Below are 15,501 nucleotides of genomic sequence, written 5' to 3' on the forward strand. Positions count from 1 at the left end.
CGAGCACACCATCGCGCTGATCCTCGCGCTCGGGCGCGACGTCGTTAGCCTGAACGCACGAACCCATTCCGGCGCCTGGGACCGCGCCACCTATCGCGGCCGCGAAATCCGCGGCCGCACGATCGGCCTGGTCGGCTTCGGTCGCATCGCCCGCCACGTCGCCCGCGCGGCGGGCGCGCTCGGCATGAGCGTCGTCGCGCTCGGCCGGAGCAAAGGCCGCGTCGATCCGGCGCTGGCGCGCGAAGCCGCCGACCTCGCCGAGCTGCTCGCGGTCTCCGACATCGTCAGCCTGCACGCGCCGCTGACCGATGCGACGCGCGGCATGATCGATGCGGGGCGGCTCAACGCCATGAAGCCCGGCTCCCTCCTGATCAACACCGCGCGCGGCGCGCTGGTCGACGAGGACGCGCTTTGCGCGGCGCTGCGAAGCGGCCATCTCGCCGGTGCCGGCCTCGACACGCTGGCAGAGGAGCCTCCGGCGAAGGACCGGCCGATCCTGCAGGCGCCGAACCTGATCTTGACGCCGCATATCGCAGCCCAAACCGGCGCATCGATCACGCGGACCGGCGTCGAGGCCGCGCGCAACATCGTCGCGGTCCTCACGCAACGCGACATCGATCGCGCCAATGTGGTGAACCCGGCGGCACTCGACGCGCCTTAAATCTCGCAGAAACGGCCCACCAAGAGGCCGCGATATCAAGAGGAAACGAACATGAATCTGGGGTGGCTGTCCAAGCTGTCCGCCGTCGAACGCAAGACCTTCTTCGCCGCCTTTGGCGGCCTTGCGCTCGATTCGATGGACACCACGATCTACGCGCTGGTCACGCCTGCGCTGATCGCGACGCTGAGCCTGTCGCGACCCGACGCCGGCATCCTTGCCTCAAGCTCGTTGGTCGGCACGGCTGTCGGCGGCTGGATCGCCGGAATTGCCGCGGACCGGTTCGGCCGTGTGCGCGTGCTGCAATTCACCATACTCCTGGTCGCGGTCTCCACCTTTGCCGCCGCCTTTGCCGACGGCTTCTGGTATCTGCTGGTCGCGCGCGCCATCCAGGGCATGGGCTATGGCGGCGAGGCCGCGGTCGGTGCCGTGCTGGTCGCCGAAGTGGTTTCGGCCGGCATGCGCGGCCGCGTCGCCGCCGCGATCCAGAGCGGATACGCCGTCGGCAATGCGCTGTCGGTGGCGCTGTTTCCCGTCATCTTCGGCTGGCTGTCGCAGGACATGGCCTGGCGCGTGTTCTTCGCGATCGGAATCCTCCCCGCCCTGCTGGTCTTCTTCGTCCGCCGCTTCGTGCCGGAATCCGCGATCTTCGTCGAGGAGAGGGCGCAGCGCGCCGCCTCGCCGACGCACAGCTTCTGGACCATCTTCACCGGCGAGCATCTGTTCAAGACGCTGGTCGCGACCTTCTTCACCACAGGCACGCTCGGCGCGGCCTATGTGATGATCACCTGGCTGCCGACCTATCTGCAAACCGGGCTGCATCTGCCGGTCACGCACACCGCCGGCTATCTCGCCGTCAACATCTTCGGATCGTTCGTCGGACCGATCGCCTTCGGCCTGATCGCCGACCGCATCGGCCGCCGCAAGGGTTTCATGCTGTTCCTGATCTGCCAGGCGCTGAACGTCGCGGTCTACACCCAGGCGCCGATCGGCCAGGGCATCACCGTCATCCTCGGATTCTTCCTCGGCGCGTTGCAGGCCGGCCTCGCCTCCGGCCTGATGCCGACCTTTGCCGAGCTGTTTCCGACCAGCATCCGCGCCAACGGCGCCGGATTCGCGCTGAGCGCAGGGCGGGGCCTCGGCTCGATCGTGCCGGCGACCGTCGGCATTCTCTCGACGCGGATGCATCTCGGCGACGCAATGGCGATCTGCGCCATCTGCGGCTACACCGCCGCCTTCTGCGCGGCATTGCTGCTGCCCGAGCAGCAAGGCATCGACCTCAGAACAATGGCAGCTGGCGCCGCGCCGGACGAAGCCGATCGCCTGCCGCACGAACGAGAGGCCGGACACCCAAACAACATCCGAAATGGCGTCGCGACCCAATGAACGCCATCACAACGAACGGGAGGATTGCAATGACTGGCGCGTCCGTCACTGAGCTCGAACAGCAGACCATCCGCCGCGTCTATTGGCGGCTGATCCCGATCCTGTTCGTGATGATGTTCTTCAACTATCTCGACCGCATCAATCTCGGCTACGCCGGGCTGACGATGAACAAGGACCTCGGTCTCAGCCCAGCGATCTTCGGCTTCGCGGCCAGCATCTTCTTCCTCGGCTATATGGTGCTCGAGGTGCCGAGCAACCTGATGCTGCACTGGCTCGGGGCGCGGATCTGGCTGGCGCGGATCCTGATCACCTGGGGCCTCGTCGCCGCGCTGACAGCCTTTGTCCGGAATCCGCTCAGCCTCTATGTGATGCGGTTCGGCCTCGGCGTCGCGGAAGCCGGCTTCATGCCCGGCGTGGTGCTTTACCTCACCTACTGGTTCCCGGCGCGCTATCGCGCCCGCGCGGTGGCGGGATACATCATCGCCGGCTCGTTCTCGGCGGTTTTGGGCGGGCCGATCTCGACCAGCATCATGACCTGGTTCGATGGCGCTGCCGGTCTCCACGGCTGGCAATGGATGTTCCTGGCCGAGGGCGTGCCGACCATTCTGCTCGGCCTGTTCACGCTCTATTATCTCACCGACCGCCCGGCCAAGGCGAGTTGGCTCACCAAGGAGCAAGCGGCCTGGCTGGAGGGCGAACTCGCCGCCGAGCGGGCCGAGATCGAGCAACAGGGGCAGCACAGGTTGATCGAATGCGTGCTCGATATCCGGGTCTGGCTGCTGGCGGCGCTGTTCGGCTGCGCGCTGGTCGGGATCTACGGCCTCTTGCTGTGGCTGCCGCAGATCATCAAGGGAATGGGCAATCTCAGCAACATCCAGGTCGGCTTCCTCTCGGCGATCCCGCCGCTGCTCGGCGTCATCGGCACCATCGCGGTCAGCCGCAGCTCGGACAAGACCGGCGATCGCAAGTTTCATCTTGCCGCGGTCTATCTGCTGGCCGCGGTTGCGATGCTCGGCAGCGCCTATGTGGCGAGCCCGGTGCTGGCCTTCGTGTTCCTGTGCATCGTCGGCTTCAGCCTCAACGCCGGCAATCCGCTGTTCTGGAGCATCAACGCCTCGCTGCTGACCGGTGCGGCCGGTGCCGCCTCGATCGCGCTGGTCAACACGCTGGCGCAGTTCGGCGGCCTGATCGGACCCTGGTGCATCGGCTTGATCAAGGACTCCACCGGAAGCTTCTCCTGGGCATTGGTCGGCATCGCCGGCTTCCTGTTCGTCGCCTCCGCCATCGCCGCCACCATGCGCGTCAAGCCGCGCGAGACGGAATTGATGGGCGCGATCCCGTCATCCGTCGCTCACTGACAACCTACCAAGGAAGCAACCATGATCATCGATTGTCACGGCCATTACACCACCGAGCCGGCCAAGCTGCAGATATTTCGTGACAAACAGCTCGCCGGCCTCGCCGACAAGTCGCGACGGCCGCTCACCACCAATCTCGGCATCACCGACGAGGAGATCCGCTCCAGCGTCGAGGGCGCACAGCTCCGCCTGCAGAAGGAGCGCGGCACCGACGTCACCATCTTCTCGCCGCGCGCCGCCGGCATGGCGCACCACGTCGGCAAGGAAGCGACCAGCCGCGAATGGACCACGATCTGCAACGACCTGGTGCACCGCGTCTGCACGCTGTTCCCGCAGAACTTCGTCCCCGTGTGCCAGCTGCCGCAGAGCCCGGGGGTCAAGCCTGCCAACTGCATCGAGGAGCTGGAACGCTGCGTGACCCAGCTCGGCTTCGTCGGCTGCAACCTCAATCCCGATCCGGCCGGCGGCTATTGGTGCGATCCGCCGCTGACCGACGAATGGTGGTATCCGCTGTACGAGAAGATGGTCGAGCTCGACGTGCCGGCGATGGTTCATGTCTCCTCGTCCTGCAATCCCTGCTTCCATGGCACCGGCGCGCATTACCTCAACGGCGACACCACCGCCTTCATGCAGTTCCTGACCTCGGATCTGTTCAAGCGCTTCCCGACCCTGCGGTTCATCATCCCGCATGGCGGCGGCGCGGTGCCCTATCACTGGGGCCGCTACCGCGGCCTGGCGCAGGACATGAAGTTGCCGCCGCTGTCGGAGCATCTCTTGAAGAACGTGTTCTTCGACACCTGCGTGTATCATCTGCCCGGCATCGAGCTGTTGACCAGGGTGATTCCGGTCGAGAACATCCTGTTTGCGTCGGAGATGGTCGGCGCCGTGCGCGGCATCGATCCTGAAACGGGTCATCACTTCGACGACACCCGCCGCTATATCGACGCGCTGCCGCTGAGTGCTGCGGACAAGGCCAAGATCTTTGAAGGCAATGCCCGCCGCGTCTATCCTCGCCTCAACGCCCATCTCGACCGCCGCGCGCATTGAGCGACCGCGCCGCCAACACACCGGAGAAAACCGATGGCCATAGGATTTGCTATTCACAAGGCGAAGCGGAAAGTGTCGCCCGATCTCGTCGCGCGCTACCGCACCCTACCGGTCGCCAATATCAGCGATTCGATGTCGCGCATCGCAGGCACCAACCGGCTGCGGCCGATGCACGCGGGCGGCTGGCTCGGCGGCCCGGCGCTGACGGTCAAGACCCGGCCCGGCGACAATCTGATGGTCCACAAGGCGATCGACCTGGCGCAGCCGGGCGACGTCATCGTGGTCGATGCCGGCGGTGTGCTGGTCAACGCCATCATCGGCGAGATCATGTCGACGCTGGCTGAGAAGAAGGGCGTCGCGGGCTTCGTGATCGACGGCTCGATCCGCGATGCTGGCGCGATCCGCGCCGGATCGTTCCCGGTGTTCGCCGCCGGCGTCGCCCATCGCGGCCCCTACAAGGACGGCCCGGGCGAGATCAACTGCGCCATCTCGATCGACGGCATGATCGTCGAGCCCGGCGACCTCATCGTGGCCGACGACGACGGCGTGCTCTGCGTGCCCTATGACGACGCCGAAGCGATCTGCAAGCTCACCGAGGCCAAGAAGGCCACCGAGGAAAAGGCCATCCAGCAGATCCTCGCCGGCACCAGCGACCGCCGCTGGGTTGACGAGGCCCTGCAGCGCCTCGGCTGCGAGTTCAAGGACTAGACGACGACGGTCCCAAAAAGTCGGCGATGCCTGCCTTTTGGGCACCAATTTGCGCCAAGTCGGCCGGAATCATCCCGCCCGTATCGGGTGCGCTTGCCCATCCATCAAAATCGGGAATTTTTCCCGATTACAGTTGGAAAAGAATCCCGGCCTTCCGGGACTGATGTTGTTTGCCAAAGCCACGCCGCTCCCGCAGTCTCCGAGCCAAGGTTCGTCGGGGATCAAGCGGACCGTGGCTTGGGGGTGGGCGTCATGGCTGGTGCGTTGTTGCGTGCGGCAACACGGTCTTTGTCTTCTTCGGTCTATACGCGCGGCGCTGCGGCCGTGCTGGCTGTTATTGGCTCTGCACTGCCCTCGACTGTCCTGCACGCTCAGACGGCCGATCCGGTCCCCACTGAACTGCCGCCCGTCAACGTGATTGCGCCCACACCGCTGGCCGGCACCCGCAGCGCAAAGCCGGCGGCACGGCCGGTGGTTCGGACCACGCGAACCGCGCGAACCCGAACCGGACCTGTTGCTCCGGCAGCGGGACCCGATGTCGGCACCGCTGCACCCGGCCCCTCCGACCGCGACTCCACCCTGATTGATCGCGACAAGGTCCCGTCCAACACCGCGGTGATGACGACGCAGGATTTCAGCCACAACTACTCGACCAACTTCCTCGATGCTGTGAACCGCAAGCTGCCCGGCGTCACGCTCGGCGACCAGACCGGCAATCCGTTCCAGCGCAATCTCGACTACCGCGGCTTTACCGCCTCGCCGGTCCAGGGCACGCCGCAGGGCATCGCGGTCTATCAGAACGGCGTGCGCATCAACGAATCCTGGGGCGACGTGGTCAACTGGGATTTCATCCCGGAAAAGGCCATCGACAGCGTCGCATTGTTTCCCAACAATCCGGTGTTCGGCCTCAACGCGATCGGCGGCGCGCTGAGCATCCAGATGAAGAACGGCTTCACCTATCAGGGCTCCGAGGCTGAACTGTTCGGCGGCTCTTACGGGCGCGTGCAGGGCAGCGTGCAGGCCGGCGGCCAGAGGGACAACATCTCCGCCTACGCTGCGTTCGAATCCGCGTATGATCGCGGCTGGCGCGACTACGCCAATTCATCGCACATCAACCGCATGTATGTGGATGTTGGCGCACGCAACGACGACACCGAATTTCACGTCAATTTCACCGGCGCCAGCAACCTGCTCGGCAACGTTGCGGCAACGCCGGTCCAAATGCTCAATCAGCGCTGGTCGAGCGTCTACACCTGGCCGCAGACGACGCTGCTTCAGCTCGCCTTCGTCAACGCGACGCTGAACCACAATTTCTCCGACACCTGGTCCTTCCAGGGCAATGCCTATTTCCGCGGCTTCCGGCAGACCCATGTCGACGGCAACGGCACCGACGTGCATGCCTGCGACGGTGGAGACAGTTTGTGCATCGGCGACGACCTGCCGATTTTCGGTCCGGCGGGCGGTCCCTCGGTTCCGAACACGCTGGGCAACGCCTTCCTTGGCGAAGTCGACCGCAACCGGGCCGCGACCAACAGCTTCGGCGGCACAGCCCAGCTGACCAACTCGGACAAGCTGTTCGGACACGATAACCACGTCGTGATGGGCGTCAGCGTCGACCACGGCAACACGAAATTCACGGCGACCAGCGAGCTCGGAACGATCGATCCGAACAACCTGTTCGTGACCGGCACCGGCATCTTCATCAACCAGCCCGACGCCGGTCTCGCCCCGGTCGACCTGCGCGCCACCAACACCTACACCGGCGTCTATCTCACCGATACCTTCGACGTGACGAACAGGTTCTCGGTCACTGCCGGTGGACGATTCAACTATGCCCAGATCGATCTGCAGGACCAGACCGGGACTAACGATGCGCTCAACAGCAGCAACCGCTTCCAGCGCCTCAACCCGGTGATCGGCGGCACCTACAAGATCACGCCGAACCTCACCTTTTATGCCGGCTATTCAGAGGCCAACCGCGCGCCGACGCCGCTCGAGCTCGGCTGCTCCGATCCGGCCCGCCCCTGCGTCATCGATTCCTTCCTGGTGTCCGATCCGCCGCTCAAGCAGGTCGTGTCGCACACCGTCGAGGCCGGCTTCCGCGGCACCTGGGGCAACGACGCCAGGACCGGCATGCTGAGCTGGGGCGTCGGCGCGTTCCACACTCTGTCCGACGACGACATCATCCGGGTGCAGAGCCCCATCGGCACAGGCAATTTCGGCTATTTCCAGAATGCGGGGCAGACCCTGCGGCAGGGCATCGAAGCCAAGCTCGACTACCGCGTCAATCGCTGGAACGCCTATGCCAACTACACCTTCATCGATGCGACCTATCGAAGCGCAAATACGTTGCCGGCTCCCGACAACCCGAACGCCCTGACCGACCCGAACAACGATGACGTCCGGTTCATCAACGTCAAGCCGGGCGACCATATCCCGGGCATTCCGGCGCACCGCTTCAAGGCAGGTGTCGAGTACCTCGCCACCGACGCATGGAAGGTCGGCGCCGACATCAATGTGGTGGGCAGCCAATGGCTGGTCGGCGACGACACCAACCAGAGCCAGAAGGTCCCGGCCTACGCGGTCGTGAACCTGCACACCTCCTACAGGATCACACCAAATATCGAGGTGTTCGGCCTGATCAACAACGTCTTCAACCAGCATTATTATCTCGGCGGCGCGTTCTACGAGACCGGCGGCTTTGCCAGCGCCGGAGCTGCGCCCAACCTGATGGCCCAGCTGACCGATCCGCGCACCTTCGTCCCCGGCATGCCGCTCGCGGCCTATGCCGGCATCAGGGCGAAGTTCTAGGGCAATTCCTGAAGACGCTACGCCACCGTCCCGCCGTCGACCGGCATCGCGATGCCGGTGACGAACGACGCCTTGTCCGACAGCAGGAACACCGCGACCTCCGCAATCTCCTCGGGGCGCGCCGCGCGGCCCATCGGATTGCGGGTGACCGCGGCCTTGATCAGCTCCTCCGGATCGGCCTCGTTGTGGCCCAGCTGGTCCGGCCGGTTGACGAACACCCGCAGCATCGGCGTGTCGATCGCACCGGGGCAGATCGCGTTGACGCGGACGCCGTCCTTGGCGTGGCGCTTGGCGAGCGCGCGCGCCAGCCCGATCACGCCGGCCTTGGCCGCCGAATAGGTCGGACTCCACGGCGAGCCGACCAGGCCCGAGGTCGATGCGGTGAACAGGATGCTGCCCTGGCGCCGCGCGGTCATCTGGCCGAGCGCCGCGTTGGTGGTGATCAGCTGCGAGCGCAGATTGAGATCGACGCTGAGATCCCAGCCCTCGAGATCGTCGATCACGGACGGACCGGGAATGCCGAGATGATTCCACACGCAGTCGAGCGCGCCGAATTCCTTCACCGTCGCAGTGACGATATCGCGCGCAAAGCCGTCGTCGCGCAGATCGCCGGCCAGCGCCAGCGCGCGCCCGCCGCCCTTTTTGATCTCGTCGACCACCGCCTTCGCGCCGGCCTCGTTCTGGTCGACCACCGCGACCGCCGCGCCCTCGCGCGCGAGGATGCGTGCCCCGGCGCGGCCGGCGCCCGATGCCGCGGCGGTGACGAGTGCGATCTTGCCCTGCATGTCCATGTTTCGATCCTGACTGTGCCCGTGACTTCGAGCCTTCTTGGTTTGACGTTCTGGTTGAATCAGGACCGCAGCGCTGCCGTCTTGCGCTGACGCGCTAAAGCATGATCCGGAAAAGTGCGAAGCGGTTTTCCGAAAAGATCATGCTCAAACAAAAGGCCAAAGCGCGATGACGCTTCAACCTGATCTCGTCGCGCTTTAGCGCCCGCCGAACAGGACCGGAGACTGGCCGGGCAGCAGCTGCGAATGAATGTCGCTGTCCATGCGCTCGGCCCCCTGCTGGGTAAAGCTCGCGCCGAAAGACAGGCTGAGATTCGAAGTCGGCCGGAACTCGAGGCCCGCGCGCGCGGAATAGCCCGCGTTGACACCGGGATTGCCGCTGAACGGCGCCAGCGGTCCGCCGGCACCGGGCGGATTGTATTTCAGCGTGTCGAAGCCGGCGAAGAACGTCACGGGCGTATTACCGACACCCCTGAAATTGTAGCCGAACTGCGCGCCCTGATATTCCAGCGAGCCGAACGCCGCCGATTGGCCGAGCGCGTTCCAGCCGACGCGGCCACCTTCGCTGCCGGCGAACCAGCCGTCGGGCCGGCCGTTCAGATATGAGAAATCGCCGCCTTGCGCGCCGGCGGCGTCAAAGCTCGGAAAGTTTCCGTAGGTATCTGCCTTCTGGCCATCGGCAAGGCTGCCGCCGAAACCGAACAGCGAGCCCGGCGTCCAGTAGCGCACCGGGCCGGCCTGAGCACTGGCCTGCTGGCCGCTCAGGCACAGCGCCAACACTGCTATTGCGAGGCCGAGTTTACTTACCAAAGTGGTCATCAGGTTACCGTCACGAGCGCCGGGATTATACGGCCCACCGAGCGGGAACGCCAGCCTGCACCCCTACCCCGCCGCGAGCAGCTTCTGTTTCAGCAAATCCGTCAGCCAGTCGGCAAACACCTGCAGCCGCCGCGATAGATGCTGGCGGTGCGGATAGAGCAAGGTCATCGGCATCGGCGCGGCGCGGTGCCGCGTCATCAGCTCAATGAGCTCTCCGGCATCGATATGCCGCTTCACGTCGTAGGCGGGAATCTGGATCAGGCCGAGGCCGGCGAGGCAGCAGGCGATATAGGCCTCGGCGCTGTTGACGGTGACGCGGCCGCGCATCGCGACCGTGCGGGTTGCGCCCTGCTCGCACCACTCCCATTCCTCGATGCGGCCGGTGGAGGGCGAGGCGTAGTTGACTGCCCAATGCGCGCCGAGATCGTCGGGCGTTCGCGGCGCGCCGTGGCGCGCGAGATATCCGGGGCTTGCGACATTGATCAGCGTCAGATCGCCGAGCGGCCGCGCGATCAGACCGGAATCGCTGAGCGGGCCGACGCGCACGACGCAATCGGCGGAATCCTCGATCAGGTTGATGGCGCGATCGGTGACGCCGAGATCGATGTCGATTTGCGGATAGCGATCAAGGAAAGCCGGCAACGCCGGTGCGATGATCAGGCGGCCGATCCGCCCGGGCACGTCGACCCTGAGCCTGCCGGACGGTTCGGCGGCGGCGTGGCGGAACAGGGTCTCGGCTTCCTCGACATCGGCAACGACGCGCAAGGCTCGTTCGTAGAAGGCCGCGCCGTCATGCGTGGGCGACACCTTTCGCGTCGTGCGATGGAGCAGCCGCGCGCCAACGCGCTGCTCCAGTTCCGCGACCGCTGACGAGACCGACGAGCGCGGCAGGCCCAGCGTATCGGCCGCCCGCGTAAAACTCGCGCACTCGACGACGCGAGCGAAGATGCGGAACAGGTCGATGCGGTCCAAAATCGTCCCCGATTGTTCGCCATTCCCGACAAGTGATATCAAGATGCATGGCTTTATCGGCAAATTCTAGACGATATCGTCCTCTCCAGAAAGCGGCCGCAGGGCGCTGCCGCGAGACCTGGAGAGGCGAACGCCATGACCGACCACAGCATCAAAGGCAAGACCGTCATCATCGCCGGCGGCGCCAAGAATCTCGGCGGCCTGATCGCGCGCGATCTGCCGCCCACGGCGCCAAGGCGATCGCGATCCACTACAATAGCGCGGCCACTAAGGCCGATGCCGACGCGACGGTGGCGGCGCTGCAGGCCGCAGGTAGCAAGGCGGTAGCCTTCCAGGCCAACCTCACGACATCGGGCGCGATGGAGAAGCTGTTCGCCGACGCGGTCGCTGCGATCGGCCGCCCCGACATCGCGATCAACACCGTCGGCAAGGTGTTGAAGAAACCGATGGTCGAGATCTCGGAGGCCGAATATGACGCGATGAGCGCGGTCAACGCCAAGTCCGCGTTCTTCTTCCTCAAGGAGGCCGGCCGCCGCGTCAACGACAACGGCAAGATCTGCACGCTGGTGACGTCGCTGCTCGGCGCCTACACGCCGTTCTATGCAGCCTATGCCGGCACCAAGGCGCCGGTCGAGCATTTCACCCGCGCGGCATCGAAGGAGTTCGGCGCGCGCGGTATCTCGGTCACCGCGATCGGACCCGGACCGATGGACACGCCGTTCTTCTATCCGGCCGAAGGCGCGGACCCGGTCGCCTATCACAAATCGGCGGCAGCATTGTCCGGCTTCTCCAGGACCGGGCTCACCGACATCAAGGACATCGTGCCCTGGATCCGCCTGCTGGTGTCGGACGGCTGGTGGATGACCGGCCAGACCATCCTCGTCAACGGCGGCTACACCACGAAGTGAGGCGCGATCTCAGTCGCCTTTACCATTCGAATCGCGTGCCGACTCCGACGGATGTCGAGCCCTTCGCATCGACATCCGACTCGACGCGGATATGGCGCGTCACGTCGACATTGGCCGACACTCCTGACTGGCTGGCGCTCGCGCCCGTCCGCACGCCCACGCTCAGCCTGTCGCCGATCGCGCGCGAGGCACCGACCATCGGACCGCCCGCTCCGGCGCCCACATCCAGATTGTCGACCCCGAGCGAGCGGCGCATGCGGTCCACCGTTCCCTCGCCACCGCTCGCGAACTGAGCGGCGGCCCCTGCGAGTTGCACGGCCTGCGAGGTCGTCAGGCTGCCCGAAGCTTTCTGAAAGAGAATGCGCGACAGGATCTCGTCCTGCGGCAACTCGGGCTGCGAATGGAAGGCGAAGACCGGCGCGGCCGCCGGGCCCGAGATTCCGACCTGCGCGGTGATGTCAGAGGCCTGTATCTCTGCCGCGAAATCGAGCTCGGGCGCGAGATCGCCATTGAAGGAGAGATTGCCCTTGGTGAAGGTCAGCGTCTTTCCGAGCACCACCAGCTTGCCCTGATAGAGCGAGAAGGCCCCCTTCGGGACCGGCGCGTTGCTCGTGCCGCCGACATGAACGGAGCCGCCGAGTTCCGCGGTTACCCCGCGGCCATGGATGAAGACGTGGTTGGGCGCCGAAACTGTCACGTCGAGCGCAGCATTGAAAAGCGCCGGACGCTTCTTGTTGCCTTTCGGCGTCTCGGCCTTGCGCGCAGCTGCGAGCCGTGCAGCGGCCTGTCCCGAGGCGTTCACATGGTTGATGCCGTCGATCGGCTTCAGCGTCGACGGCAGGCGATCCGGAATATCGACGTTGACGCGAGTCAAGTCGACGCGACCGACGATCCGCGGATCGCGCGCCAGGGCGCCTGTGACGTCGATAGCGAGATTGGCCTGCGCGGTCGCCAGCGCGCTGGAAGCAAGCGTCGCCTGCTGACCGCGAATCGAGATCGTGCCTGGAAAACCTGCATCCGGGGCGACCCGTACCTGACCGGCGCCGGACAACGTACCGCCGTTGGGCGTTACCGCGGCCAGGCGCTCCACGACGATGCGCTCTCCTTCGGCGGTGATTTTCGCCTCGACGGCATCGAGGCGCGTGCCGAGCATGCTGTCGCGGAAGGTACCCCCGCTCATGGTGGCGACACCGCCGATCTGTGGCTTGGTACGCGTGCCGCCGACACGGGCATCGAGCGTAACGCTGCCGGACACGGTACGGCCGGAGGCGGCAAGCGCGGCATTGGCGACGGCGGCATCGAGGCGGCCCTTCGCGGTCAGCGCGATCAGACCCGTGGCGTCGAGCGGCACCGTGCCCGACGCCGTGATCGCGCCGGCTCTTCCCGCGGCAATTGTGGTGTTCAGGCTCGCACGGCTGCCATCGAGTCGTCCGTCCGCGGCAACGTCGATCGGCGGCAGGCCGGCGTTTCTGGTCTGTGGCGCCGTGAGCTGCCTGACCGCGACCTTGTACTGGCCGATCGGCGCGCTGATGGAGCCCGCAATCGCCGCTGACGCGTCGAGGGTCCCGCTCAGGCCCAGACCGGGTATCGCGACATCGGCCTCGCCGAGCGGGATCGCGCTGGCCATGGCCTTGAGGTCGAGCACCTGGCCGGCTTTGCCGTCCACCGTGAAGCGGCCGCGTCCAATCGCGAGCGCCAGATGCTCGATCAGCACCGTGCGATCGTCGAGCGTGAAGCCCGCGGGGCCCTGCAGCGCAATCGCTTTGGCGCCACGGCGCGCGGTGAAGCGGTTGAGATCGAACCGCACCCGTTCCCTTGTGGTCAATGCACCCGCGGCATCGAGATCGAACCCGGCAGCCTTGGCGGACAGGCCGATCGTGCTCGCATCGGCATTGCCCGTGGCCGCCAGCGTGACGTTTGAGACTGTCTGACCGCCGAACTCGGCACCATTGACCTGCACATCAGCATTGAGCACCGGATGGCTGTAGAGATCGGCGCCATCGGCGCGCAGATCGAAACTGCGGACGGCCGCACCCGCGGCACGGATTCCCGCGCCCTTGCCGGCAAGCCGGACCGACTGTTGGCCGCCGTCGGCCGAAGCGGCAAGGTCGAGTGAGGCCGAACCGGCGAGTTCTGTGAGGGCAAGCGGCGAGAGGTCGGCGAGCGTCCCGGCCGCGAAGCGAATCTGCCCGCTGGCTAATCTCTGTGCGTCGATCGTTGCCGCCCCCTTCAGGAATACCGACCCGATCGCGATGTCGATGGTCTTTGCGTGCCATCCGGCAAAGGCGGGAGCTGCGCGATCGTCGGACTCCGACGATCGACGGCTCACCTGAACAATCCCGCGCGCTGGCTTGCCGTCGACGAAGCCGTCGAGTTTGGCCTCGACAGCACAGACTCCGCTGATGTCGCTGACCGTCGCGGCGAGCGCCAGATGCGGAATCGGACGCCGCATCGCGGTGGCGCGATCCACCGAGGCCACGAACGAAACCCCGGGATGCGCGAGCCCGCCGGTCAGGCCGACGTCGAGAGCTCCCGCGCCGGTAAGGCGCGCATCGGCCGCCGAGAGATCCGGCAGGTCGATACGTGCCAACAGGTCACTCGAGTCGCGCGTCACTGTTCCTTTGGCGCGAACCGCAACGTGGGCGCCATCGATCGACGCGTCGCGGACCGTGTAAGTGTCGCGGCCATCAGCAGAGATATCGACTGCGAGTGCGAGCCGCGCCCCCGCGAGCCCATCGAGCGCCGCAAGTCCCGTCGCAAGCTTCTCGCCGGCACCTGACATTCTGATATCGAAGCTGCCACGCTGTAAATCCGTGTCGAGATCGAGGCCGAACGCCACCGAGCCCTTGAGCTTCAGCCCGGCAAGGTCGGTAAAGGCGCCGAGGTCGGGCATGGTTCCGGTTGCCCGGCCATTCAGGCGATCGGCGCTGACATCGCCTGCATAAGTTGCCTGAACCGTTGATGTGCCGATCTCGAGACGCTCGATCCTGGCGCGGCCGCCCAGGTCCGTATCGCCGTGGAGCACGATCGACGCGCTGTTGCCGATCGCGGCCGCCAAACTCGCGTCGCGTGGCACAATGCCGGAAGCGCGCAGGTTCGCGTCAAGGACGATACGCGTTGCCGGATCGCTGGCCTCGGCACGAGGAACGGCCGTGATCGAAGCATCAAGCGTCTCGACGTCTCCGTCCGGCAGATGAGCACCCGATAGCGCGAGCTTGACCGATGCTGTCGGAGCCTTGATTGGGCCGTTGACGCGGCTGTCGAAGACGAGGCTGCGGATCGAGCCTTGGTCAGTCTCGGTCACGTCGCCGTTGCTTGGCAAGGCGCGGATCGAAGCCGCGAAATCCACGACCTTGTCGGCTGCGAGCTGACCTTTCGCATCGAGCCGCGCGAGACGGCTCGTAAGCGTCAGCCCATCCAGGGTGACGCTGCCGTCGTCACCAAAATGCGTCGTGCTGTCGAGACTGGTTTCACCGGCGAAGACCGGCGCGGCGATCGCCGGCAACAACGGTTCGAGGTGGCTGGCAAGGCGCGTTGCGAGCACTCGGGCCGTGCCGTTTCGGTCGAGCGTAATCGTGCCGGTCGCATCGATCGAGGGGCCGGCCTGCAACTTCAGGGCACCGCGAAAGCTGTCGAGCGTGCCCTTGCCGCCCAGTGCGAATGTGACGGGCGGCTCGCCCGGCAGATGGCCGAGCTTCGACATGAGTCCGTGGGCCGGCTCGTCGAGCGTGACGTCGAGGGTAAGCGCATTTCCCTGTGGAACGTAGGCGAGCGCGGCCTTGAAGTGGCCCGGGAAATCCTTGCGGGTGGCATCGAGGTTGAAGACGAGCCCTTCCGAAGGCGAGCCGAGCTCGGTATTGCCGGTCGCCGCGACACTCAAAGCTTCACCCAGAATCGACCGTCCCAGCGTCAGGGCCCGCAGGTCGAAGGCCTTCACCTGCACCTTCACCGGAAGGTCAGGCAGGATCGGCTGATCGGACTCGGCGGCAGGCTGGTCGGACGGAAGCGGTTTTCGCTTGATCTCAAGCGTGCCGATCTCGAGACGG

At 65.8% G+C, this 15,501-nt stretch carries 10 protein-coding genes and 1 pseudogene; 7 read left to right on the forward strand and 4 right to left on the reverse strand.

Features of this window, described 5'->3' with window-relative positions; all coding sequences use genetic code 11:
• From AKL29_RS36145 to AKL29_RS36170, 6 genes are all read left to right on the forward strand, one after another.
• Positions 1-661: NAD(P)-dependent oxidoreductase (locus tag AKL29_RS36145; protein ID WP_283809437.1), on the forward strand; the 661-nt coding region annotated here is incomplete at its 5' end.
• Between the two features lie 51 nt (positions 662-712).
• Positions 713-2,044, forward strand: coding sequence for an MFS transporter (locus tag AKL29_RS36150; RefSeq protein WP_050387444.1), 1,332 nt, complete (start codon positions 713-715; stop codon positions 2,042-2,044).
• 29 nt (positions 2,045-2,073) lie between these two features.
• On the forward strand, positions 2,074-3,402 hold the full coding sequence (locus AKL29_RS36155; RefSeq protein ID WP_050387445.1) for an MFS transporter: 1,329 nt from the start codon (positions 2,074-2,076) through the stop codon (positions 3,400-3,402).
• Positions 3,403-3,423: 21 nt separating this feature from the next.
• Positions 3,424-4,449, forward strand: a complete 1,026-nt coding sequence (locus AKL29_RS36160) for an amidohydrolase family protein (protein ID WP_050387446.1) — start codon at positions 3,424-3,426, stop codon at positions 4,447-4,449.
• Between the two features lie 33 nt (positions 4,450-4,482).
• Positions 4,483-5,157, forward strand: coding sequence for an RraA family protein (locus AKL29_RS36165; protein ID WP_028333303.1), 675 nt, complete (start codon positions 4,483-4,485; stop codon positions 5,155-5,157).
• Between the two features lie 324 nt (positions 5,158-5,481).
• Positions 5,482-7,968: a TonB-dependent receptor gene (locus AKL29_RS36170; protein ID WP_283809438.1), complete on the forward strand. Its 2,487-nt coding sequence runs from the start codon at positions 5,482-5,484 to the stop codon at positions 7,966-7,968.
• 17 nt (positions 7,969-7,985) lie between these two features.
• On the opposite strand, the gene AKL29_RS36175 is transcribed toward AKL29_RS36170, so the two are convergent.
• The 3 genes from AKL29_RS36175 to AKL29_RS36185 form a co-directional block, all read right to left on the reverse strand.
• Positions 7,986-8,759: an SDR family NAD(P)-dependent oxidoreductase gene (locus AKL29_RS36175; protein ID WP_050387447.1), complete on the reverse strand. Its 774-nt coding sequence runs from the start codon at positions 8,757-8,759 to the stop codon at positions 7,986-7,988.
• A 195-nt stretch (positions 8,760-8,954) separates the two neighbouring features.
• Positions 8,955-9,575 (reverse strand): hypothetical protein, encoded by a 621-nt coding sequence (locus AKL29_RS36180; protein ID WP_028333306.1) that lies wholly within the window; start codon positions 9,573-9,575, stop codon positions 8,955-8,957.
• 63 nt (positions 9,576-9,638) lie between these two features.
• The gene (locus AKL29_RS36185) at positions 9,639-10,547 is read right to left on the reverse strand and encodes a LysR family transcriptional regulator (RefSeq protein ID WP_050387448.1); all 909 of its coding nucleotides are present in this window, start codon (positions 10,545-10,547) and stop codon (positions 9,639-9,641) included.
• A gap of 135 nt (positions 10,548-10,682) precedes the next feature.
• Here AKL29_RS36185 and AKL29_RS36190 point away from each other — a divergent pair.
• Positions 10,683-11,455: pseudogene (locus AKL29_RS36190) on the forward strand (SDR family oxidoreductase).
• Between the two features lie 19 nt (positions 11,456-11,474).
• On the opposite strand, the gene AKL29_RS36195 reads toward AKL29_RS36190, so the two are convergent.
• Entirely contained in the window at positions 11,475-15,404 is a 3,930-nt protein-coding gene (locus tag AKL29_RS36195; protein WP_244482613.1) for a translocation/assembly module TamB domain-containing protein, read from the reverse strand.
• Between the last annotated feature and the right edge of the window lie 97 nt (positions 15,405-15,501).

Source organism: Bradyrhizobium pachyrhizi (assembly GCF_001189245.1).
Lineage (GTDB): Bacteria > Pseudomonadota > Alphaproteobacteria > Rhizobiales > Xanthobacteraceae > Bradyrhizobium > Bradyrhizobium pachyrhizi.